This is a genomic window from Planctomycetota bacterium, assembly GCA_016125255.1.
Taxonomy (GTDB): domain Bacteria; phylum Planctomycetota; class Phycisphaerae; order Phycisphaerales; family Zrk34; genus RI-421.
In genome coordinates, this window is the sequence record WGMD01000017.1 from 21,339 (window position 1) to 43,259 (window position 21,921).

A 21,921-nucleotide genomic window follows, 5' to 3' on the forward strand; every position below is an offset into this window, starting at 1 on the left:
CATCCGGATGAACGGATGAATAGGCCCCGCCCATGACGACCGCCCCCGCCATGATGAATTGGATGACCGCCCTCGCCGATGTGACGCGGGCGCGGGTGTTGCGTCTCTTGGAGCGGCACGAGTTGACGGTGGCGGAGCTGTGTGCGGTGTTGCAGTTGCCGCAGAGCACGGTGAGCCGGCATCTGAAGGTGCTGGCGGATGACCGGTGGGTGAGCCGGCGGCGGGAGGGGACGAGCAGCTTGTATCGCATGGCGTCGGACGAGCTGGAGCCCACGGCCCGGCGGCTCTGGAACCTCGTCCGCGAGCAGAGCGAATTTTACGCCTCGGCCGAGCAGGATGATCAGCGATTGGCCAGCGTGCTGGCGGAGCGTCAGACGCGATCGCAGGCGTTCTTCTCGTCGGCGGCCGGTCAATGGGACAAACTCCGCACCGACCTGTTCGGCGAGCGATTCGATCTGGTGGGCCTGGCCGGTCTGCTCGATGCTCAGTGGATCGTGGGCGATCTGGGTTGCGGCACCGGTCAGATCGCCGCGGCGGTCGCGCCGTTTGTCAAGGAAGTCATCGCCGTCGACTCCGCCCCCGCCATGATCACGGCCGCGAAGAAGCGCCTCGCCGCCTTCGACAACATCGAACTGCGCCGCGGCGACCTCGCCTCGCTGCCGATCGACGACGGCGTGCTCGATGCGGCGACGATCTATCTGGTGCTGCACCACATCAGCGATCCCGCCGCGGCCATGGTCGAAGTCGCACGCGTGCTCAAACTCGGCGGGCGCGTCCTGATCGTCGACATGCTCAAACACGACCGCGAAGAATACCGCCAGCAGATGGGCCACGTCTGGCTCGGCTTCGACGCCAAGAAAATCACGGGCTGGCTCACCGACGCCGGCCTGACCGATGCACGATTCATCCCGCTGCCGATCGAACCGGCCGCGAAGGGACCGGCCCTTTTCGCCGCGTCGGCCATGAAAGGGGCAGCATAATGCCTATGCCCCAAGACATTGATGCACGACGGTACTATCGCGTCGCGCTTCAGCGGATGGATGATGGCGAATTGATTCTCGAACGACTTAAGAGACCGACTGCAGCAGTGTATCTTGCCGGTTACGCTGCGGAGTGCATCTTAAAATCCTTGCTAGTCGCTTCGACGCCTTCGCAGCAGCGGCCGAAGACGATAGCGAAATTCATCGGAAACAGGGGGCATGATCTGGAATGGCTTCGCGCCCTGCTTCGTACGCATGGCGTTACGATGCCGGCGCAGGTCAGCCGTGATTTTGCATTTATCAGTACATGGTCAACCAATCTTCGCTATGAAGCGACACCAGGCAATGAACGTACTGCGGATCGCTTCATACGGTCCACCAAGGCAGTGCTACAATGGGCAATCGGGAGGTTTTAATATGGCGACCATTCTGCATGGAAAATCGGATTCAATCGTAACGGCGATAAAAGCCGCTCTCGATGCCTATGAACAAACATTCCCCGGCTCCAAAGCCGAGGTCTATCGGCAGAACTCTGCATCGATCCGTGTTCGCGTGATCGACGAGCGATTTGCTGCTATGAATCGCGCCGACCGCCACGACCAAGTTTGGGATTTCTTGCTAGAACGCGCTGGCGACGATGCCATGGCCGAGGTTTCCGTTTTGCTTCCGCTGGCGCCTGCGGAACTCAAGAAATCGTTTGCGAACTATGATTTCGATCATCCACTTCGATCGAAGCTTTGATATTTGCATGGTGATTGTCCATTGTCATCAATCTTCAACTTTTTTCGAACTCCTGGAGCTTTTCCAATGACGACTGCTGCTACCGAACGTCTTGCCTTCAAAGTCCGCGATCTGAATCTGGCGGAGCTGGGGCGCAAGGAACTGAGACTCGCTGAGGACGAAATGCCCGGCCTGATGGCGCTGCGGGCCAAGTACGGCAAGGACAAGCCGCTGGCCGGCGCGAAGATCATGGGCTCATTGCACATGACGGTGCAGACGGCGGTGCTGATCGAGACGCTTGTCGAACTCGGCGCGGATGTGCGCTGGGTGTCGTGCAACATTTTCAGCACGCAAGACTCGGCGGCCGCGGCGGTGGCGGTCGGGCCCAAGGGCACGATCGAGAAGCCGGCGGGCGTGGCGGTGTTCGCATGGAAGGGCGAAACGCTCGAGGAATACTGGTGGTGCACGAAGGAAGCGCTGCTCTGGCCCGATGGTTCGGGGCCGGATTTGATCGTCGACGACGGCGGCGACGCGACGCTGCTCATTCACAAGGGCGTCGAGTACACGGCCGCCGGCGCGGTGCCCGCCTCGGACCCCGAGACGATGAGCGAAGAGGAATGCGTGTTCCATGATCTTCTGCACGACACGTTCGGGCAGATCGACTGGAACGCCATCGCCAAGAAGATGCAGGGCGTCAGCGAAGAGACGACGACCGGCGTGCATCGCCTCTACGAATTCGCCAAGAAGGGCAAGCTGCTGTTCCCGGCGATCAACGTCAATGACTCGGTCACCAAGAGCAAGTTCGACAATCTTTATGGTTGCCGCCATTCGCTCATTGACGGGCTCAACCGCGCGACGGACGTCATGATGAGCGGCAAGGTCGCGGTCGTGTGCGGGTACGGCGACGTGGGCAAGGGCTGCGCCCAATCGCTCAAGGGTCAGGGCGCCCGCGTGATCATCAATGAGATCGATCCCATCTGCGCGCTTCAGGCGGCGATGGAAGGTTACGAGGTCAAGCCGGTCGAGGACGTGGTGAGCTTCGCGGATATTTTCATCACGACGACCGGCAACAAGGACATCATCACCGCGGACCACATGGCGAAGATGAAGGACAAGGCGATCGTCGGCAACATCGGGCATTTCGATAATGAAATTCAGATGGCGAAGCTGGCGAAGGTCAAGGGCATCAAGAAGATCAACATCAAGCCGCAGTATGACGAGTGGGTCTTCCCCGATGGTCACAGCGTGCTGATTCTGGCGGAAGGGCGGCTGCTGAATCTGGGCTGCGCGACGGGGCATCCGAGCTTCGTGATGAGTGCTTCGTTCACGAATCAGACGATCGCGCAGCTGGATCTGTGGCTCAGCGCCAAGGGCAAGCCGACGCTCAGCGGGATGAAGTACGAGACGGGCAAGGTGTACGTGCTGCCGAAGATTCTCGACGAGGAAGTGGCGCGTCTGCACCTTGGCAAGCTGGGCGTGAAGCTCACGAAGCTCTCGCAGGCGCAGGCGGACTACATCGGCGTGCCGGTGGAAGGGCCTTACAAGCCGGAGCATTACCGGTATTGATCGCGTTTCGTAAGCGAAAACGGAGTTCAAGCCCCGGCCGATCGGTCGGGGCTTTTTTCATGGATGTTAAGACGGATGCGATGCGGTAGTCTCATGCGCGGCGGCTGTGGTATCATGCGTCGATACGCACCATCAGGCCGCCGGGTGATGGGCCCGGGTGAGGCCGGCTGATTAACAGGAAAGGCGACCTGATGCGTCATTACGATTTGTGTGTCATCGGCACGGGACCGGCGGGACAGAAGGCGGCGATTCAGGCGGCCAAGCTCGGCAAGAGCGTCGTCGCCATTGAAAAGGCCGGGACCGTCGGCGGAGCGCAGATCAACACCGGCACCATTCCGAGCAAAGCGCTGCGCGAGGCGGCGATGCATCTGACCGGGCAGGCGAAGCGCGGGCTCTTCGGCGAGTCGTATCGCGTCAAACGCAAGATCACCGTCGCCGACCTGATCAGCGTCTCGCGCATCGTCATCAACAACGAGCTGGACGTCGTGCGCGACGCCTTCGATCGCAACGGCATCGACCTGATCTGGGGCCGGGCCCAGTTCATCGATGCCCATACCGTGCAGGTGACGCACGACCAGGGCACGGACCGCATCGGAGCCGACACTTTCGTCATCGCCGTCGGCACGCGCCCCGCCAAGCCCGGGCATGTCCCCTTCGACGGCGAGCAGGTCTTCTGCTCCGATGACATCCTGACGATGACGCATCTGCCCAAGAACATGATCGTCGTCGGCGGCGGGGTCATCGGCACCGAATACGCCTGCATCTTCGCCACGCTCGGCGTCCGCGTCACCCTCATCGAAGGCCGCTCGCAGGTTCTCGGCTTTCTCGACACCGAGATCGCCGAGGCGTTTCATTACCACATGCGCCACGCCGGCGTCACCCTGCGAATCAACGAAAAGGTCGAGAAAATCGAGAAACTCCCGCCGGTCAACGGCGAGGAGGCCATCGTGCAGGCGACCCTCGAATCCGGCAAGAAGATCAAGGCCCAGACGCTGCTCTACTCCATCGGACGCCAGGGCGTGTGCGGTGAACTGGACCTGGACAAGTGCGGGCTTACGTTCGATGACCGCGAGCGGCTGCATGTCGATGAGCACTACCGCACCGCCGTCGAGCACGTCTACGCCGTCGGCGACGTGATCGGCTTCCCCGCGCTGGCGTCGACCGCCATGGAGCAGGGCCGGCTCGCCGCCTGCCACGCCTTCGGCGCCCCCACCATGTCCATCCCCGCGCTCTTCCCCTTCGGCGTGTACTCCGTGCCGGAAATCTCCATGGTCGGCAAAACCGAGCAGCAGCTCACCGAAGAGGGCGTCCCCTACGAAGCCGGCGTCGCGCAGTACAAGGAAATCGCCCGCGGGCAACTCCTCGGCGATGACATCGGACTCCTGAAGCTGCTCATCCATCAGGAAGACCGCCGCATCCTCGGCGTCCACGTCATCGGCACCGGCGCGACCGAACTGATCCACATCGGCCAGGCCGTCATGGCCTTCGGCGGCACCGTCGACTTCTTCATCAACAACGTCTTCAACTTCCCCACCCTCGCCGAGGCCTACAAGGTCGCCGCCCTCAACGGCGCCAACAAGATCGCCCTCGTCTGACCGGCCCGACCGCTTCAACGGGGCGTCGCTTCCATCAACCGCGACTCGGTCACGCGGCGCGGCCAACGCATCGCCGGAAAACACCTCATCCAAAACCCATGACGAACAAGACAGCCGCGGTTCAGGCCGGCTGCGGCTCCGGCCGGCGGTAGCTCACGTCGGGCCGCGTGCGCTGGCCCTGCGCGTATCCCTCGACGTGCCAGCAGGCGGCCCAGTGACCGGCGGTGATCTCCAGCAGCGGCGGGTCGTCCGTCCGACAGCTCGCGTCGCCCTTCATCGCATCGCAGCGCGGATGAAACGGGCAGCCGCTCGGCAAGTGCGCCGGATTGGGCACCTGTCCCGGAATCGTCGCCAGTCGATGCGCCGTTTCGCCCAGCTTCGGGATCGACCGGAAGAGCCCGCGCGTGTACGGATGCAGCGGATTGTTGAACACGTCATGCACCGATCCGTACTCGACGACCCGGCCGGCGTACATCACGGCGACGACGTCGGCGTTCTCGGCGACGACGCCCAGGTCGTGCGTGATGAGCATGATGCTCATGCCGTGGCGCGATTGAAGCGTGCGCAGCAGTTCGAGAATCTGCGCCTGAATCGTCACATCCAGCGCCGTCGTCGGCTCGTCCGCCAGCAGCAGCCGCGGCTTGCACGCCAGCGCCATCGCGATCATGATCCGCTGCCGCATGCCCCCCGAAAGCTGATGCGGATATTCGTCAAGCCGCCGCCGCGCCTCCGCGATGCCCACATCCTTAAGCGCCTGCTCCGCGACGTCGATCGCCTGAATCTGCTTGACCTTCTGATGCAGCATCACCGCTTCGATGATCTGGTCGCCGATCGTGTACACCGGATTGAGCGACGTCATCGGCTCCTGAAAGACCATGGCGATCTGATTCCCCCGGATCGTCTGCATCTGCTTTTCGCTCTGCGTCAGCAGGTCCAGCACGCGCCCGTCCTCGTGTGCGAAGGTGATCCGCCCGCGCTCGTACTTGCCCGGCGGCGTGGGAATGAGCTGAAGCGTCGACATCGCCGACACGCTCTTGCCGCACCCCGATTCGCCCACGACCGCCAGCGTCTGCTTCGGATAAATCGTCAGGTTCACCCCGTTGACCGCCCGCACCAAACCCGCGCTCGTGTCGAACGTCACGGCGAGGTCTTCGATTTTCAGCAGCGGGGTGTCGGTCATGACTTGAGTATATCAGACGACCAGACGCTTCGTGGCGAAGCGCCACTCAGCGTCGGCGTGTGATCCTCACAAGTGCGCCGCCTTCTTGAGATGCGGATCGATCGCGTCGCGTAATGCTTCGCCGATGAGGTTGTACGCGAAGACCGTGACGAAGATCGCCATGCCCGGGAAGGTCGCGATCCACCAGTGGAATCCGCCGGTCGATCCGACGGCCTGACTGAGCATCTCGCCCCAACTCGGCTCATCGACCAGGCCCAGACCCAGGAAGCTCAGGAACGCCTCGGCGAGAATCGCGCTGGCGACGCCGAAGCTGGCGGTGACAAGCACCGGCGCGACGCCGTTGGGCAGCATATGGCGGAAAAGAATCGATCGCAGCGGCAGCCCGCACGCGATCGCCGCCTGCACGTAATCCTGCTTGCGCAGCTTCAGGAACTCGGCCCGGACGAACCGCGCATAGCCCGTCCAGCTTGTCAGCCCGATGATCGCCATCATGATGTAGAGATTTCTCGGGAAAAACGCGACGAAAGTCAGCAGCAGATACAACTGCGGGATGGCCTCGAAGACTTCGACAAGGCGCATGCCCAGAAGGTCCGCCATGCCGGAGAAGTAGCCCATGAGCCCGCCGAGGAAGATGCCGATGACCAGCGCGATGCCCGTGGCGATGAATCCGACGGCCAGAGCGATGCGGCAGGCGTGAATCATGCGCGACAGCACATCGCCGCCGTTCGTCTCCGTGCCGAACCAGTGCGTGCGATTGGGCGGCTGGAGCCGCGCATCGGGCTCATCACGCAGCCGGTCCGTCGGCGAATAGGGAAGCGGTGCGTAGATGGCGAACGCGATTGCGCCGTCGCGCGTCATCTGTCGATACCGCTCGTATCCGCCGACGACAGTCTCCGGCGGCTTCACGAAGAAGATGCACAGCGGAATGCTGACCGCCAGCACGCCCAGCAGGATGAGCCAGCGTATCGTCGCCGACCAGCCGCCGAGGAGGTACAGCACGATCGCGCTGGGCGTGAAGATCAAAAGCACCACATCCGACGGTTCGAGGAAGCGGAAGAGCGGGAAGCTCAGCGTGCCGTCTTTGGTGCGCATGACGAACGGATGCGTGTTGGCGAGGAACGGGGCGAAGACGGCGCAGAAGGCGATGAGGATGATGAACACGATGCCGATCTTCGCGCCGGGGCGCGCGAACGTGCCGGCGATGACCTGCTGCGTGTACGTGCGGCGGCGGGGCGGAACAGTGATGGCGACGGCGGCTTCACTCATAGCTGACCCTCGGATCCGCCAGCACGTAGCACAGGTCCGCGATCAGAATGCTCACCATGCTCAAAATGCCCGCCACCAGCGCCCCCGCCAGCACCAGCTCGCGGTCGCGCGCGTGGATGGCGTCGATCGTCAAGAGCCCCATCCCCGGAATCGAAAAGATGCTCTCGACAATGACCGACCCCGCCAAGAGCCCCGGCACGATGTTCGCCGCCATCGTGATCAGCGGCAGCAGACTGTTGCGAAAAGCATGACGCCAGAGCACGACGCGTTCCGACAAGCCCTTCGCCCGCGCGGTGCGGACGAAGTCGGCGGAAAGATTCTCGAGCATCGCCGAACGCATCAGCTTCGATAAAAACGCGAACCCTCCGTACGTCAGACACGCCACCGGCAACACCAGATGCCAGCACCGATCCAGCAGCCATCCCGGCACGAATCCCGCATCCGACCACGTCGGCAAAAACGGCATCGACTGCGCCAACGTCGAACTGAGCCCCGCCGAGGGAAACCAATACCAATACTCCCGGCTCGCGAAAAAACCGATCAGCATCACCCCCGACCAGATCGTCGGAATCGACCATGTCCCCAGAAGCAGCACGCCCGACCCCACGTCCAGCAGCTTTCCCCGATGACGCGCCGAGTAAATGCCCGTGATGATCGCGATGAAATAGATGATCGGCGTCGTCACCACGTTCAGCAGCAGCGTCACCGGCAACGCTTCCTTATAGAGTTCGACCACCGACCGACCCTTGGAAAAGCTCTTGCCCAGGTCCGGCCACTTGAATCCGAAAGAACCGAACTTCATCCCTTCCGGCGTATCCTCCGTGCGAAATCCCAGCGGTGAAATCTGATTGAGCCAGCGCCCGTACTGCACGATCAGCGGCTTATCGAGCCCGTAACGCCGGTTGTAATACTCCTTGAGCGCCTTGGCCTTCTCCGCCTCCATCTCGCCGAACTCGTTGAGCAGCGACCCGCCGACCCCGCCGGGCGACAATCCCATGACGAAAAACGTCACCGCCGTGATCCCGATCAGTGTCGGAATCATCAGTAAAAGTCGGCGAATAATGTAAGTGGTCATATCGGAATGCCGGTCTGATCAATTCGTTCTGCAATCCAAAATCCGCAATCCAAAATCATTTGCCCCACTTCTGCTCGGGCGTCGGCACATACCACTCATTGCGCGGCGGGTCGTTGATGCCCTGCGTGTTGCGGACGATGTTGTGGATGCGCTTGTCGAAGAAACGCAGCGAGTTCTGGACCACCATGAAGGTGTACGGCTGATCCTCATAAAGAATCTGATGACATTTCTGCCACAGCGGATAGCGCTCTTTCGGATCGACCGTGCTGCGGGCCAGGTCGATGTACTTGTCCAGTTCGGGGCTGATGTAGTTCATCACGTTGTCCCCGCCCTTGTTGGTCTGCGAGGAGTGGAACATCTGGCGGATGTCCGATTCGACCGCCCCGCCGCCCCAGCGGAGGATGATCGCGTCGAAGGTCTGCTGCTCCAGCCGCGAGATGAGCACGTTGAACTCCAGGGGATCGAGCTCCATCACGATGCCCGCCCGGGCGTACGAGTCCTTGAGGAACAGCGCGATGCGGTCGTAGTCCGCGGACCCGGAGGGGTAAGTCAGCTTGAATTTGAACGGGTTGCCGTTCTTGTCTTCGATGACGCCGTCGCCGTTGCGGTCCTCCCACCCGGCCTCCTTGAGCAGCGCCATGCCCTTGACCGGGTCATACGGCCGGGCCTTCAAGCTCGGGTCGGCCTGCTTGGAGCCGACGGGCCAGGGGCCGTTCGCCGGCACCGCGTAGCCGTGAAACACCTCGTCGCAGATGCGCTGCCGCTCGGTCAGATACGTCATCGCCTGCCGCACGCGCTTGTCGGCGAACATCGTCGGCTTGTTGTTGCGCTTCTGCTGCCAGGCGAGCCACATGTATCCGCTGGGGATCGCCTGATACGCATAATGCTGCGTCCGGGCGACGAGGTCCTTGTCCTTGAGAAGCTGCTCGAACTGCTCGGGTGTGGCGGCGAGCATGTCGACTTCGCCGTTCTTGAACGCGGTGACGCGCGCCACGTCGTTGATGATTTCCTTGTAGACGATCTTGTCGAAGCCGCCCTGCGGGCCCCAGTAGCGCTCGTTGCGGACCAGTTCGATGGGTTTGCCCGGCGCCCAGTTTTCCGGATCGGGCAGGCGATACGGGCCGGACCCCAGCAGCAGGCCGGGCTTTTCGTTGATCTGATCGATCGTGAACTTCTCGTAGAAGTGCTTGGGCAGCACCTCGCGCCCGCCGCACATGCCCAGCGCCAGATAGTTGGGCTCCTTCATCGTGAAGACGACTTCGTAAGGTCCGTTGGCCTTGCACGTATCGATGTTGTCGTAGAACTGCCGCGTGCTGGCGGCATCAAGCGCGGGGTTGTTGAGCAGATCGAAGCTGAAGACGACGTCGGCGCTGGTGAGCCCGACGCCGTCGGAGAAGACGACGTCCTTGCGGAGCTCGAAGGTGATCGTCGTGGCGGGGATGCGCTCCGGGTCTTTGTCGATCTGCTTTTTGATCCACTGTTCTTTCGCCGCCGCGACCGCCTCGGCATACGCGGGCGAATCACCGGCGACGGGCTTGCCGCCTTCCTTTTCCTTCGTTTCCAGAACGGTCTTGAGTTGATCCGCGTAGACGTTCGCATCCGCGTCGGCCTGGCCGCCGAATTTCGCCAGCGCCTTGTCGTGATACGCCTTCCACGCCTTGGAGTTGTCGTCGATCTTCCACGACTTGGCGATCAGCGGGACTTCCTCAAGCGTGTCGGCGTCGATGGTGACGAGCGTTTCGAGAATCTGGCTCTGGATGAGCCGGCCGTAGAGGTCTTTGTAGGTCAGCGCCGTGATGATGCCGACTTTGGAGGCGAAAACGTCGATGCACCAGTCGCCCTGCGCGAAGTCGGGCTTCTTGCGCGCTTCGCGCACGCCGGTGAAGGGATCGTAACCGCCGGTGTCTTGGGACGTCTGCGTCGTCGCGGGATGATCGGGATTGACGTGCACGCCCTGCTGGATCGTCCGCGTCAGGTCTTCGATGTTCTTGCGGAGCTTGGACTGCTCGGCGGTGAGCTGATTGACCTGCGTGTTGACGAGTTTGACGTCGTCCCACTGCCGATCGAACTGCTCCATGGCGAGCCAGACGCTGACGATGAGAAAGACCAGCAGGACGAAGAGGGCGAAGTCTTTGAAGCCGAATTTGTTTTCCATGCGTGGGTCACCGATGACTTAGCGTTTTGAGCGGGATCGTGGGTCGTAGTAGTCGCGCAGGCCGTCGCCCATGAAGTTCAGGGCCAGCAGGGTCACGCCGAGCAGGACGCAGGGCCAGATCAGGAGCCAGGCGTGGCTTTTGACGGGGTTGAGTTCGACGAGGCCGTCGGCGGCGAGGTTGCCCCAGCTCGGGAGGGGGGGCTGAACGCCGATGCCCAGGAAGCTCAGGAACGACTCCTGCAAAATCGCCTGCGGGACGGTCAATGTCGTATAGACGATGATCGGGCCGAGCAGGTTCGGCAGGAGATGGCGGGTCATGATGTGCAAGGGCGAGCAGCCCATGGCGCGGGCGGCTTCGACGAACGGCTGCTGCTTGATGCTCAGGACCTGACCCCGGACGACGCGCGCGAGGGTGAGCCAGCTCACGGCTCCGATGGCGATGAGCAAGGTGACGATGTTGCCGGCGAGCGGGCCGAGCCAGCGTTCGACGACGGGCTGAAGCGCGACGTTGAGGAGGACGACGAGGAGGATGTAGGGGAGGCCATAGAGGACATCGACGCAGCGCATCATGGCGGCGTCGACGCGTCCGCCGACGTAACCGGCGACGAGTCCCCAGGCGGTGCCGATGAGGGTGGTGATGGTGGCGGCGGCGAGGCCGATGCCCAGGGAGATGGCCCCGCCGAGGAGGCATCGCCAGGCGAGGGATCGGCCGAGGCGATCGGTGCCCATGATCGCGCCGGCGTGCGGGGCTTCCAGGACGTGATCGAGCTGCTGCGCGTTGTACTGGGCGAGGGACCAGGGCAGGGAAAGGAGACACGCGGCGGCCATGACGATCAGGATCGCGCCGCCGAGTCGGGCGGCGGACAGGGGCGATCGACGCAGTGGCAGCGCGGCGGCCGAGGTCATGACCGGGCATGATAACACAAAGGCGGAGGGCGGCGTTCGGGCGTCGACTCGTTCTCGTTCTTGCTCGGCGGAATGTCGAGAACGAGGAACGAACACGAGGGCGAGCACGATGGGGGGGTCGCTCACGCCGACGCTGCTGGCCCTGAGCGACGTCGAAGGGAGCCGGCTCGGCGGCGAAGCGTCTGGTACGAAGTGGGTCAAATTCCCCAGCGCGGCGCACGGATGTTTCGCGATGCGCGCACGAGGTTGGCGCGATGGCGCGCCCGGTGCGCGCGATGACCGGGGACATCAGCGTTTTCGATGGCGTCCGCGCGCACCGGCGCGCCCGCGCTGGCCGCGCCGATGCGCACCGTGCGCGCGGTGGATCGCGCGACAGGGGGGAAAAGCGTTGATGGGCAATCGAATACAAAGGTTCACGAACCGTGCGGACGCGATGAGGGCGTGCTCGGCGTGTGCGCGCGGGGGATTTGACGCAGGGGTCCCCCGCCCCGCTGAATCGGGACGGGCCAGGGGGCGGATCGGGGAGGGGGGGTCAGACGCTGACGGCGCCGATGCGCGTGCGGAGGTTGTCCAGGACGTTCATGAAGTTGATGTAGCTGTCGTAGGGGGATTCGTAGGGGCTGAAGTAGGTGTGCACGTCGCCGTCGGCGAAGTACTTGGTGCACATGTAATAGAAGTGATCGCTGATGGTGAGCCGGCGCCAGTCTTCGAGCAGGGCCTCGTCGCCGTGCGATTTGATGGGGCCTTCCAGCTTGTACAGTTCGTGCAGGGCGTTGGACTGCATGGCATTGCCGAGCCAGGCGGAAAGGTCGCGTTCGGTGTCGGCCCAGCTTGTCATGTGCGGGGCGTCGAACTCGTCGGCGGGGGCGTGGGCGGCGAGGGCTTCGCTGATGGTCATGAAGCGGGACTTGTCGGAGGCGAGCACGGCTTCGGGGAGTTTGTCGAGGAAGTTGAAGATGCCGGTGTCGGCCCACTGGTGCTCGCCGAAGGTCTCCATGTCCATGAAGATGTTGCAGACGTCGGCAGCGGGGCCGAGGCGGTCGATCCATGCGGCGTACTTTTCGGCACTGAGCGGCCACTCGGACCACCCGCGATTGGAAAAGCGGAAGGCGATGTCATCGCTCAACCGGTAGTTGCGGACGAGCAGGGACAGTTCGGGCGTGTGCGGCGGGCGGTACACGACGTTCGCCGACCGGCCGGCGAGCACCTGATCCGAGCCCTCGGCCAGCAGGCCCTTGTACCCGCCCAGCGAATCGATGTAGTAGGCCAGGTCGTTGTTGTAGATCAGCTCGGTGTTGCGGAAGACCGTCGGCTTCTGATCGAAAAGCTCTTCGATCAACGCCGCGTGCAGGGCGAGTTGCTCCTTGAACTCGTCGCGGCTGTAGAGGAAGGCCATCGAGTGGTAGTAGGTTTCATTGAGGAACTCGACGCAGCCGGTGGCGGCGAGCTTGGCGAGCTGGTCGATGATCTTCGGCGCCCGCTGCTTGAGCTGATCGAGCAAAACGCCCGTGATGCTCAGACTCACGCGGAACTTGCCCTTGTGCCGCTTGACCAGGTCCAGGAGCTTCTTCGTCGTCGGTTCGTAGCACTTCTCGACAACCTTGGCGAGCACCTGCGCGTTCAGATCATGATCGTAATACTGCGCATCGGTGTCGAAGACGCTGTACCGCCGCAGCCGAATCGGCTGGTGCATCTGCAGGTACATACAGACAGTGGGCATCGCGGCGGAACTCCTGACCTCTTAAAGAACCCTGAGCATCATATCGTGTATCGGCGATGTGGGAAGCGAGACGCGAGGAAATGACCAATGTCCAAGCACCAATGACCAAAGGAATGCTCAAAGGTTCAATGTCAAAATAAAGGGCCGCAGGCCGTTCCTTCCTTGGTCATTGGGATTTGGTCATTGGTCATTCCCATGACGATCATCCCACCAGGATCACATACACCCGCTCGGGTCCGTGTACGCCGGTAATCAGAATCCCTTCGATGTCCGCGGTTTTGGAGGGTCCGGTGATGATGGCGATCGCGCTGGGCCGCTCGTTGGGGGCTTTCCCCGCATGGCGCGGCAGATCGTCGAGCAGGTCCGCCACGATCTGCTCCGCCCGCACGATGGCGATATGCACCGCCGGGGCAAGCGAATGTCCGCGCCCGTGATGAGCATCCGACTCGCACACGATGCTGCCCGTCTCGGCGATCGCCGAATGCACATCGCTGATACCCGCGTCGGCTTGGTAGTGCGACGCCATCGTGCGGTCGCCGCGCCAGTCGAGCAGCCGAATGCCGCGCTCCTCGAGCAGGTTCGCCACCGCCGGGTCCGTCGCCGAGAGCGTCACGGCCCTGGCGTTGATCTCCGTCAGCACCGCGCCGAGCGCCGTCGCCAGCGAACCCGCCTCGCATCGCCGAACGATCATGCCCACTTCGCTCGCCCGCTGCGCGAAAAGCTCCGTCAGATTCTCCTCCGGCTTCGTCACGCGCGCGATCGCCTCGTCAATCACCGGCGGCGTCGGCGCCACATCGAGCGCCCCGCGCCGCCCCAGCGCCTTGCGCACGCGCTGGAGCATCTGTTCCTTCGTTGTCCGCGTGCCTTCGTTCATGATTTATGCCGTTTCCACCAGCTTCGAAAATCCTTCGCCGCCGGCGCCGGCAGGTCGCGCTCGATGGTCCAACCCTTAAAAGGCCCCGGCGCTTTGCGGATGTACCCGCCCTTGGAAAGCATCCGCAGCATCTTCCGCTGGAAAAATCCGCCGACGCGATAGATGAAGCGCGACTTGAGGCCGATCGCGCCGATCTTGTACATGATGCGCTCGTGCCACTTGGTCACCCGCCCGCTGAGCATGTCGCGCCTCAGCTTGATGAGCAGCTCGGGCAGATTGATCTTGACCGGACACGCCTCGTAGCACGCCCCGCAGAGACTCGAAGCGTTCGGCAAATCCTTGTAGTTCTCAAGCCCCTTGAACAGCGGCGTGATCACCGCGCCGATCGGCCCCGAATAGACCGCGCCGTACGCATGCCCCGTCGTCTTGCGATACACCGGGCACGCATTGAGACACGCCCCGCAGCGGATGCACCGCAGCGCTTCGCGATACTCGGGGTCCGCGAGAATCTTCGTGCGCCCGTTGTCGACGAGAATGAAGTGCATCTGTTCCGGGCCATCGTGCTCAGCCGCGCGCTTCGGGCCGGTCATGATGTGCGTGTACACGGTCAATGGCTGCGCGGTGGCGTGTTTGGCGAGCAGTTTGAGCAGCACGCTCAGGTGCATTTGCGTCGGCACCAGTTTCTCGATCCCGACGAAAGCGACATGCACGCGCGGGGCGGTCGTGCAGAAGCGCCCGTTGCCCTCATTCGTGCAGATCACCACCGACCCCGTCTCCGCGACAAGGAAATTCCCGCCGCTGATGCCCAGGTCCGCCCGGCGGAATTTGTCCCGCAGATAGTTCCGCGCGATGGTCGTCAGTTCCTTCGGGTCTTCGGTGTACTCCGCGCCGAGTTCGCGCACGAACGCCCGCGCCACGGCCGTCTTGTCCTTGTGAATCATCGGCGTGACGATGTGGCTCGGCGCATCGTTGTCGATCTGCAAAATGAACTCGCCCAAGTCCGTTTCGAGCGCCTCGACGCCGATCGCCTCCAGCTCGGGCACGAGGTGGGTTTCCTCGGTGACCATGCTCTTGGACTTCACGCAGGCCGTGAGCTTTTCACGCCTGGCGATGTCGAGGCAGATCGCATTCGCTTCCTTCGCGTCGGCGGCGAAATGGACTTTCGCCCCGGATTTCTCAGCGTTGTCGATGAACTGCTCGAGGTAGTAATCGAGATTGTCGAGCGTGTGCTGCTTGATCCGGCCGGCGAGGAGGCGCAGGTCATTATGCCGGTCGCCGAAGATTTGTTTCGTGAAGGCCTTGCGCCCGTTGTCGCGCCCGAGCGTGGCGCGGTTGACGTAGGTCTGAATGTGCTCGTCGGCGATGAACGCCTCCGCCCGCGCGTGCATGTCATACGGCAACGAGGGGAACAGAATCGACTGCCCATCCTTGGAGAGCGCGACGGGATGTTCGTGGTGATCGCTCATGCTTCTCCATTGACCAATGACAAATGCCTAATGCCTAATGACAAATTGCCTTTCTCCAGCACTGATACAACAAGGCGGAGAAGAAATGGGTCATTAGGCATTAGGCATTTGTCATTGGTCATTGCCTGGCCTCGCGGCGCTGTTCCATCGGCATGAGCCCCAGTCCCTCGGCGATGATCTCGGCGATGTGTTTGGTCGTGATGGGCATGCCGGCCCGGTGCATGGCGCCGGTGATGTTCAGGGCGCATCCGCCATCGTTGCATACGAGCACGGATGCGCCGGTGTCTTTGACGCAGCCGATTTTGTCGCGGACCATCGAGCCGGAGATTTCGGGGTATTTGACGGCGAACGTCCCGCCGAACCCGCAGCACTGCTCGGTCTTGTTCAGCGGCACGTAGTCGATCCCGCCGATCTGTTCGAGCAGGCGCACCGCTTCGTTGGTCATGCCCAGCCCGCGCAGGTGGCACGAATAGTGGTACGTCGTTTTGATGGGCACATTGCCGTCGGCCCCGCCGCCCCATTTGCACTTTTGGCGCTTCAGGTCGACCTTCATGACGTTGAGCAGAAACTCGGCGAATTCGTAGGTCTTTTTGACGAATTTCGTGCAGCGTTCCGCGTAAGCCGGATCGTCGTGCAGAAGCTCGTGATAGTAGTCGCGGATCATCGCGCAGCAGGAGCCGGACGGCGTCACGACGATTTCGCTTTGCTCGAACACGTCGATCATGCGCTTGGCCAGATCGCGCGCGTCGGCGTGGCAGCCGGTGTTGAACATGGGCTGCCCGCAGCAGGTCTGCGCCGCGGGGAAGTCGACTTCGCAGCCCAGATGTTCGAGCACGCGCACGACCGCCTCGCCCACGCGGGGGTAAAACGTATCGGTCAGGCAGGTGACGAAGAGACTGACTTTCATGCGCCGCTGAGGTTCACTTCTGATAGGGATTGCCGTTGGGCTGTTCGCCGGGCGTGTAGTTGTTGTACTCGCGCGCGGTCGAGGAGGTGTGCTTGCCAAGCTGCTCCAGATCCCTGCCCGCGCCCTCGACCGTATTGCACGCGGAAAGCCCGCTGAGCATCAGGCCGGTCATCAACATCCATGCGATGTATTTCATGGTGTCCGCTCCATCATGACGCCGACTGTTCGGCCCTACATCATAACGCCTTGATCGGATCACCGCTAAGGGCGCGTTTGTGGCTCCTCCCGGAGGCAGAGCGGGCGGGCGACCCTCGCAACGAGGTGCGTGTCAATGACAATTAAGCCGCCTTCGTCTGCCGGGCTGTGTCGTCGGCGCCGCTGCGGTGGGCTTCGATCTTCTCGACCAACTCGCTGACGACCGTCGCCCAGGTGTGGTCGACAAGCGTCCGCTGGTAGCCCGCTTCGGCGATGGACGCGAGCCCGGTCGGGTCGGCGAGCAGCGCGGCCAGGCGATTGCGCGCCTCGGCGAGTGTGTGATACGTGACGATCTCCCGGCCGGGGACATACAGGTCTTCGATCCCGCAGCGGTGATGGGCCAGGCAGGCGACGCCGCTGGCGGCGATTTCCATTGGCTTGATGTGCACGCCGACCTCGTCCTGCCACCGCATGACGCTCAGCCCGACGCTCGCCTGCGAGTACATCGCCGCCTGCTTCTCGTAGGGCACGAACCCGGCGCTCTTCACATCGCAGCCCCAGGCCGAAAAATCCGCCGTGCCGAACATGGCGCAGTTGAAATGCTTCGCCAGATGCACGAACGTGAACGCGCGGATGAAATGCTCGATCGAGCGGATCGCCTGCAGCGCCTGCACATAAACATTGATCTGTTTCGTGAATGCCGCGACGGCCGGCTTGAGTTCCGCATCGCGCCCGATGAGCGAAAGCCGCTGCGTCATCGTCACATCGCGCTGTTCGATCTGCATGGTCAATAGTTCGCTCATGACCTTGCGCACGCCCGGGCGGATCGCCGCGTCGAACGACTGCGAGAGCGCATCGAGCTTGGGTTCGACCTGCTTGGCCAGCTCCCGCCGCACCGCATCGACATCGGGCTCATCCTTGCCGACCTCGTCGCGCATGAGCGGCGTCGGAGCGGTCCAGCGATCGCCCCCGCCGGCCGAGAACATCAGATCGTATCGCCGGGGCACGTTCGGATCGGGGCGGAAGAGATCGGGGTTGATGCCGTAGCGCGATGGCAGCACGGTCCGTGGGTTGAAGTTGAATAGTTCGGTCATCTCCGCGGCGGTGCCGGTGTTGTTGATGAAGTGATACAGATGCGGGCTTTGCAGAACGCCGGTCGAGAACAGCGGGGCGACCGAGCCGTCGTTGGCGCGTTCGGGCGAGTCGAGCCAGATCATCAGGTGCGGGTGCTGGATCGCATCGAAAATCGTGGCGAGTCGGCCTTCGTGATTGATGAGCCCCAGCGTCGTCAGGCCGTTGGCCCACATGCCGACGGTCAGGTCGATGCCGTTGTGCTGGATGAAAGTCGCGATCAGGCGGCAGAAGTCGCCCTGTACGGCGTTACGCTGTTGGGGCATGCGACTGGTGGCGGTCCAGAGCGGGTCGAGTTCGAGGATCACCGCTTCGTGCCCCGCCGTCCTCGTCCCGGCGATCATGTCCAGAAAAATGCTGCGTGAATTCGTGCCCGGCTGAAGCAGATAGAGAATCTTCATACCGATAAAAGTCGGCATCCCGCGGCAATTCGCTTGAAATGAGAATCAGATGAGAGGAATTGAACCGCCGAGACGCCGAGGACGCAGAGAAGGACAGAGCAAATTCTGTTTTGACCTCTATGCTCTCGGCGTCTCGGCGGTTCAATTCTTCACTTACAGAGCCGCGAGGCGCTGGGCTTTGTCATAGTCGATCAGGGCGGTGACCAGTTCGTCGAGTCGGCCGGCCAATACTTCGCCGAGGTTGAACGACTGATTGATGCGGTGGTCGACTGCCTGATTGTCCTTGTATCGGTAGGTGCGGATGCGTTCGCCTCGCCCCGCTCCGCCGATCATCGAGCGGCGCTGCTGGGCCCGCTCCGCATCGACCTGCTGCTGGTAATACTCATAGACGCGCGCCCGCAGGAGTTGCCACGCCAGCGCACGATTCTGATTCTGACTTTTCGTATCCTGCATCCGGACGTCGATGCCCGTCGGCAGATGCGTCATGCGCACCGCCGTTGCCACTTTGTTGACATTCTGCCCACCCGGCCCGCGAGCCGTCGTGACTTCGATCTTCACATCCGACTCGGGGATCTTCACGTCGATCTCCTCCGGCTCCGGCAGCACGGCCACCGTCGCCGTGCTCGTATGCACCCGCCCCTGACTCTCCGTCGCCGGCACGCGCTTCACGCAATGGGTCCCCCCCTCATACCCCAGATGCTGCCACACGCCCGGCCCCGTCACGTGAATCGTCGCCGCCTTGTACCCGCCCATCTCCGACGCACTGAACGACATCGGCTCCCACTTCCATCCCTTCGAAACCGCGTATTTCTCGTACATATTCAGTAGATCGCCCGCCCAGATCCCCGCCTCGTCGCCGCCGACGCCGGCGCGGAGTTCGACGATCACCGAACCGATCGCCCGGTCGTCGCTGGTGACCAGGTCGCCCTTGATCGTTTCGAGCAGCGCCGCCGCGCGCGGCTTGAGCTGCGCCAGCTCCGACTCGGCGATCGCGCGCAGTTCCGCATCCGTTTCCGTTTCGATCATGCGTGAGAGGTCGGCTGACTCGGCGAGCATTGACTTGTACGCGGCATACTGCCGGCACACCGGTTCGATCGCCGCCCGCTGCCGTGCGATGCGCGAGGCGGCGAGGTGATCCGACGCGACGGCCGGGTCGGCAAGCTGCTGACCCAATTGCTCGTACTCCGCGAGCAATGCGTCGAGTCGATGAAGGAGTGCGTCGTCGGACATGAGTGTTCAGCGAGCGGACTTGCCCGCTGTTTCGATCACCGGGCAAGCCCGGTCGCTAAACGGGATTCGCCGGGGCATAGAAAAACCGTGCGCGAACGGGCGCGCACGGTTGATCGTGTATCGCAGCAGGCCTACTTCTTGGCGCGGGCGCCGAAGTAGTTTCCGCCGAAGCGTTTCTGGAACTTCTCGACGCGGCCGGCGGTGTCGACGAACTTCTGCTTGCCGGTGTAGAACGGATGGCAGGCGGAGCAGATGTCCACGTGCAGTTCCTTGCGGGTGCTGCGGGTCGTGAACGTGTTGCCGCAGGCGCAGGACGCTTTGGTCTCGACGTATTGGGGGTGAATGTCAGCTTTCATGGTCATATCCTTCGGAGCATTCCGTAGCGGGCAGGTGCTGTGTGGGCGATTCCGGGGGTGCTGGAAAAGTCGGGTATTATAGCGATCGGCGGCGATGTGGCAACTGATCGCGATCTGCCTGTATGATAGGGCCATGAAGCAGGCCACATCCAACGCCCCCGTCCCCACCTACACGCTCGACTACCCCCCCGGCGAACCCTGGATCGGCCACGCCCCGCCCGCCGAAATGGTCGAAACCGAGTGGCTTTTGACCAATGGCATCGGCTCCTACGCCATGGGCACCGTCGCCGGGACCAACACCCGCCGATATCACAGTCTCCTCGTCGCCGCGACCCACCCCCCCGTCGGCCGCATCAACACCCTCGCCGCCGTTAACGAATCCCTCCGCTTCGGCGGGGCCCTCTACGAACTGGCCGCCCACGAATTCGCCGCTGACGGGCACACCATGTTCGTCCCCAAGGGCTGGCAGTACCTCCGCAAATTCGAAAAGGACCTCTCCGCCCGATGGACCTACGTCGTCGGTCCGATCACGATCACCAAAGAGCTGCGCATCGCATGGCATCGCAATCTCGCCCAGCTTGTCTATCGCCTTGAGCCCGCCATCGGCGCGGGCGAGTCGCACGACATGGTCCCCGATGAACTGACGCTGAGTATCCGCCCGCTGCTGGCGATGCGCGATTTTCATCATCAGCGCCGGGCTGCATGGGGCGGCGGATCGTTCGGGCTCGTCATCGACGGCTCCACCGTCCAGGTCGTCACGCCCGGCCTGCCCGTCCTGCACATGCACGCCGATGCGGGCAAGTTCATCGAGAACCCCGACTGGTGGTACAACTTCCACCGCCGCATCGAAGCCCGCCGCCATCAGGACGACATCGAAGACCTCTACACGCCCGGCTGGTTCGAGCATACGTTCAAAAACATCGGTAAATCCGTCAGCGAGATCCGTTTCACCTTCGGCGTCGAACCCATCGATCCGAAGCTCTTCGAGGGCGAAGACGCGCGGATCCCGCACCTCAAGAAGATGATCAAACACGTGCGCAAGCAGGTGAACAATGAGCGTGTGTGCGACGGGCTGGTCGTCGCGGGCGACGACTTCGTCGTCGAGCGAGAAGTCGACGGCGAGCCGATGATGACGATCCTTGCGGGTTATCCGTGGTTCGCCGACTGGGGGCGCGACACGATGATCAGTCTGCCGGGCCTGCTGCTTGCCACCGGGCGATTCGATGAAGCGAAAAAAACATTGCTGGCGTACGCGCGGCACATCCGCAAGGGACTGATCCCCAATCGCTTCGACGACTACGGCGGCGAGCCGCACTACAACACGGTCGACGCAAGTCTGTGGTTCATTCACGCGGCCCTCGAATACGTGCGCCAGTCCGAAGACAAGACCACATGGAAAAAGTCGCTCACCAGCGCATGTGCGCAGATCATCGAAGCGTATCAGCGCGGCACGGACGGGCCGATCGCGATGGACCGCGACGGGCTCATCAACGCCGGCGACCCGCACACGCAGCTCACATGGATGGACGCCAAGCGCGACGGCGTCGTGTTCACGCCGCGGCACGGCAAGGCGGTCGAGATCAATGCGCTGTGGTACCGGGCGCTGATGGGCATGGGCGAGCAGACCGGCGAATCGCGTTACCTGAAGCTGGCGGAGAAGGTCAAGCGTTCCTTCAACCGCGTGTTCTGGCGCGATGAGCTGGGCTATCTGATGGATCACGTGAACATCTGGGGCTCGGACCGTTCGCTGCGGCCGAATCAGATTTTCGCCGTGAGTCTGCCGCACTCGCCGCTGTCTCAGAAGCGGCAGAAGCAGGTCATGGAAGTCGTGCGCGAGCGGCTGCTGACGCCGATGGGCCTGCGCACGCTGCCGCGCGAAGACGTGAACTACCACGGCCGTTACGACGGTTCCATGTTCGACCGCGACCGGGCGTACCATCAGGGCACCGTCTGGGCTTGGCCCATCGGGGGATACATCGAGGGCTATTTGCGGGCGCACAAGTTCTCCAAACCCGCGTTGGCCCACGCCCGCGAAGCCCTCGCCCCGCTGCTCGAAGAGCTGGGCAAGCACAGTCTGGGCCAGATTCACGAAGTCTTCGAAGCCGACGCCCCGCACCGCCCCGAGGGTTGCATGGCCCAGGCCTGGAGCGTCGCCGAAACCCTGCGCGCGGCGATTCTGATCGAATCGGCGTGAACCT

At 62.8% G+C, this 21,921-nt stretch carries 19 protein-coding genes; 6 read left to right on the forward strand and 13 right to left on the reverse strand.

What is annotated here, in order from left to right; genetic code table 11:
- Positions 1-32 precede the first annotated feature (32 nt).
- The 5 genes from GC162_13515 (at position 33) to GC162_13535 (ending at position 4,861) form a co-directional block, all read left to right on the forward strand.
- The gene (locus GC162_13515; protein ID MBI1369658.1) at positions 33-980 is read left to right on the forward strand and encodes a metalloregulator ArsR/SmtB family transcription factor; all 948 of its coding nucleotides are present in this window, start codon (positions 33-35) and stop codon (positions 978-980) included.
- A complete protein-coding gene (locus tag GC162_13520) occupies positions 980-1,396 on the forward strand; it encodes a HEPN domain-containing protein (GenBank protein MBI1369659.1) in 417 nt (138 codons plus the stop codon). Before GC162_13515 ends, GC162_13520 begins: the two co-directional genes overlap by 1 nt.
- A gap of 1 nt (position 1,397) precedes the next feature.
- Positions 1,398-1,721: a hypothetical protein gene (locus GC162_13525; GenBank protein MBI1369660.1), complete on the forward strand. Its 324-nt coding sequence runs from the start codon at positions 1,398-1,400 to the stop codon at positions 1,719-1,721.
- Positions 1,722-1,787: 66 nt separating this feature from the next.
- Positions 1,788-3,266: an adenosylhomocysteinase gene (locus GC162_13530; GenBank protein MBI1369661.1), complete on the forward strand. Its 1,479-nt coding sequence runs from the start codon at positions 1,788-1,790 to the stop codon at positions 3,264-3,266.
- A 191-nt stretch (positions 3,267-3,457) separates the two neighbouring features.
- Positions 3,458-4,861: a Si-specific NAD(P)(+) transhydrogenase gene (locus GC162_13535; protein ID MBI1369662.1), complete on the forward strand. Its 1,404-nt coding sequence runs from the start codon at positions 3,458-3,460 to the stop codon at positions 4,859-4,861.
- A gap of 121 nt (positions 4,862-4,982) precedes the next feature.
- Here the strand turns inward: GC162_13535 and GC162_13540 are convergent, their stop codons facing one another.
- From GC162_13540 to rpmE, 13 genes are all read right to left on the reverse strand, one after another.
- Positions 4,983-6,041, reverse strand: a complete 1,059-nt coding sequence (locus GC162_13540; protein MBI1369663.1) for an ATP-binding cassette domain-containing protein — start codon at positions 6,039-6,041, stop codon at positions 4,983-4,985.
- 66 nt (positions 6,042-6,107) lie between these two features.
- Positions 6,108-7,307, reverse strand: coding sequence for an ABC transporter permease subunit (locus GC162_13545; GenBank protein MBI1369664.1), 1,200 nt, complete (start codon positions 7,305-7,307; stop codon positions 6,108-6,110).
- Positions 7,300-8,382 (reverse strand): ABC transporter permease subunit, encoded by a 1,083-nt coding sequence (locus tag GC162_13550; protein MBI1369665.1) that lies wholly within the window; start codon positions 8,380-8,382, stop codon positions 7,300-7,302. Before GC162_13550 ends, GC162_13545 begins: the two co-directional genes overlap by 8 nt.
- A 55-nt stretch (positions 8,383-8,437) precedes the next feature.
- Entirely contained in the window at positions 8,438-10,537 is a 2,100-nt protein-coding gene (locus GC162_13555) for an ABC transporter substrate-binding protein (GenBank protein MBI1369666.1), read from the reverse strand.
- Between the two features lie 18 nt (positions 10,538-10,555).
- Entirely contained in the window at positions 10,556-11,443 is an 888-nt protein-coding gene (locus GC162_13560) for an ABC transporter permease subunit (protein ID MBI1369667.1), read from the reverse strand.
- A gap of 532 nt (positions 11,444-11,975) precedes the next feature.
- Positions 11,976-13,163, reverse strand: a complete 1,188-nt coding sequence (locus GC162_13565) for a polysaccharide deacetylase family protein (GenBank protein ID MBI1369668.1) — start codon at positions 13,161-13,163, stop codon at positions 11,976-11,978.
- 202 nt (positions 13,164-13,365) lie between these two features.
- Positions 13,366-14,037 carry a hypothetical protein gene (locus tag GC162_13570; protein MBI1369669.1) on the reverse strand — a complete coding sequence of 224 codons (672 nt, stop codon included), beginning with the start codon at positions 14,035-14,037 and terminating at the stop codon, positions 13,366-13,368.
- The gene (locus GC162_13575; protein MBI1369670.1) at positions 14,034-15,503 is read right to left on the reverse strand and encodes an iron-sulfur cluster-binding protein; all 1,470 of its coding nucleotides are present in this window, start codon (positions 15,501-15,503) and stop codon (positions 14,034-14,036) included. The genes GC162_13570 and GC162_13575 overlap by 4 nt, the downstream gene beginning before the upstream one ends.
- A 118-nt stretch (positions 15,504-15,621) precedes the next feature.
- The gene (locus GC162_13580) at positions 15,622-16,410 is read right to left on the reverse strand and encodes a Fe-S oxidoreductase (protein ID MBI1369671.1); all 789 of its coding nucleotides are present in this window, start codon (positions 16,408-16,410) and stop codon (positions 15,622-15,624) included.
- A gap of 13 nt (positions 16,411-16,423) precedes the next feature.
- Positions 16,424-16,606, reverse strand: a complete 183-nt coding sequence (locus tag GC162_13585; GenBank protein ID MBI1369672.1) for an entericidin A/B family lipoprotein — start codon at positions 16,604-16,606, stop codon at positions 16,424-16,426.
- Between the two features lie 142 nt (positions 16,607-16,748).
- Positions 16,749-18,155 (reverse strand): glycosyltransferase, encoded by a 1,407-nt coding sequence (locus GC162_13590; GenBank protein ID MBI1369673.1) that lies wholly within the window; start codon positions 18,153-18,155, stop codon positions 16,749-16,751.
- Between the two features lie 135 nt (positions 18,156-18,290).
- Positions 18,291-19,367: a peptide chain release factor 1 gene (gene prfA, locus GC162_13595; GenBank protein ID MBI1369674.1), complete on the reverse strand. Its 1,077-nt coding sequence runs from the start codon at positions 19,365-19,367 to the stop codon at positions 18,291-18,293.
- Between the two features lie 131 nt (positions 19,368-19,498).
- The gene (rpmE, locus tag GC162_13600) at positions 19,499-19,723 is read right to left on the reverse strand and encodes a 50S ribosomal protein L31 (GenBank protein MBI1369675.1); all 225 of its coding nucleotides are present in this window, start codon (positions 19,721-19,723) and stop codon (positions 19,499-19,501) included.
- A gap of 94 nt (positions 19,724-19,817) precedes the next feature.
- Between rpmE and GC162_13605 the strand changes: the two genes are divergently transcribed.
- Positions 19,818-21,917 (forward strand): glycogen debranching protein, encoded by a 2,100-nt coding sequence (locus tag GC162_13605; protein MBI1369676.1) that lies wholly within the window; start codon positions 19,818-19,820, stop codon positions 21,915-21,917.
- Positions 21,918-21,921: the final 4 nt, after the last annotated feature.

Bases quoted from the DNA above. Each gene is read 5' to 3' on its own strand.
- GC162_13515 (MBI1369658.1), top strand. From the start codon at position 33: ATGACGACCGCCCCCGCCATGATGAATTGGATGACCGCCCTCGCCGAT.
- GC162_13520 (MBI1369659.1), top strand. From the start codon at position 980: ATGCCTATGCCCCAAGACATTGATGCACGACGGTACTATCGCGTCGCG.
- GC162_13525 (MBI1369660.1), top strand. From the start codon at position 1,398: ATGGCGACCATTCTGCATGGAAAATCGGATTCAATCGTAACGGCGATA.
- GC162_13530 (MBI1369661.1), top strand. From the start codon at position 1,788: ATGACGACTGCTGCTACCGAACGTCTTGCCTTCAAAGTCCGCGATCTG.
- GC162_13535 (MBI1369662.1), top strand. From the start codon at position 3,458: ATGCGTCATTACGATTTGTGTGTCATCGGCACGGGACCGGCGGGACAG.
- GC162_13540 (MBI1369663.1), bottom strand. From the start codon at position 6,041: ATGACCGACACCCCGCTGCTGAAAATCGAAGACCTCGCCGTGACGTTC.
- GC162_13545 (MBI1369664.1), bottom strand. From the start codon at position 7,307: ATGAGTGAAGCCGCCGTCGCCATCACTGTTCCGCCCCGCCGCCGCACG.
- GC162_13550 (MBI1369665.1), bottom strand. From the start codon at position 8,382: ATGACCACTTACATTATTCGCCGACTTTTACTGATGATTCCGACACTG.
- GC162_13555 (MBI1369666.1), bottom strand. From the start codon at position 10,537: ATGGAAAACAAATTCGGCTTCAAAGACTTCGCCCTCTTCGTCCTGCTG.
- GC162_13560 (MBI1369667.1), bottom strand. From the start codon at position 11,443: ATGACCTCGGCCGCCGCGCTGCCACTGCGTCGATCGCCCCTGTCCGCC.
- GC162_13565 (MBI1369668.1), bottom strand. From the start codon at position 13,163: ATGCCCACTGTCTGTATGTACCTGCAGATGCACCAGCCGATTCGGCTG.
- GC162_13570 (MBI1369669.1), bottom strand. From the start codon at position 14,037: ATGAACGAAGGCACGCGGACAACGAAGGAACAGATGCTCCAGCGCGTG.
- GC162_13575 (MBI1369670.1), bottom strand. From the start codon at position 15,503: ATGAGCGATCACCACGAACATCCCGTCGCGCTCTCCAAGGATGGGCAG.
- GC162_13580 (MBI1369671.1), bottom strand. From the start codon at position 16,410: ATGAAAGTCAGTCTCTTCGTCACCTGCCTGACCGATACGTTTTACCCC.
- GC162_13585 (MBI1369672.1), bottom strand. From the start codon at position 16,606: ATGAAATACATCGCATGGATGTTGATGACCGGCCTGATGCTCAGCGGG.
- GC162_13590 (MBI1369673.1), bottom strand. From the start codon at position 18,155: ATGCCGACTTTTATCGGTATGAAGATTCTCTATCTGCTTCAGCCGGGC.
- prfA (MBI1369674.1), bottom strand. From the start codon at position 19,367: ATGTCCGACGACGCACTCCTTCATCGACTCGACGCATTGCTCGCGGAG.
- rpmE (MBI1369675.1), bottom strand. From the start codon at position 19,723: ATGAAAGCTGACATTCACCCCCAATACGTCGAGACCAAAGCGTCCTGC.
- GC162_13605 (MBI1369676.1), top strand. From the start codon at position 19,818: ATGTGGCAACTGATCGCGATCTGCCTGTATGATAGGGCCATGAAGCAG.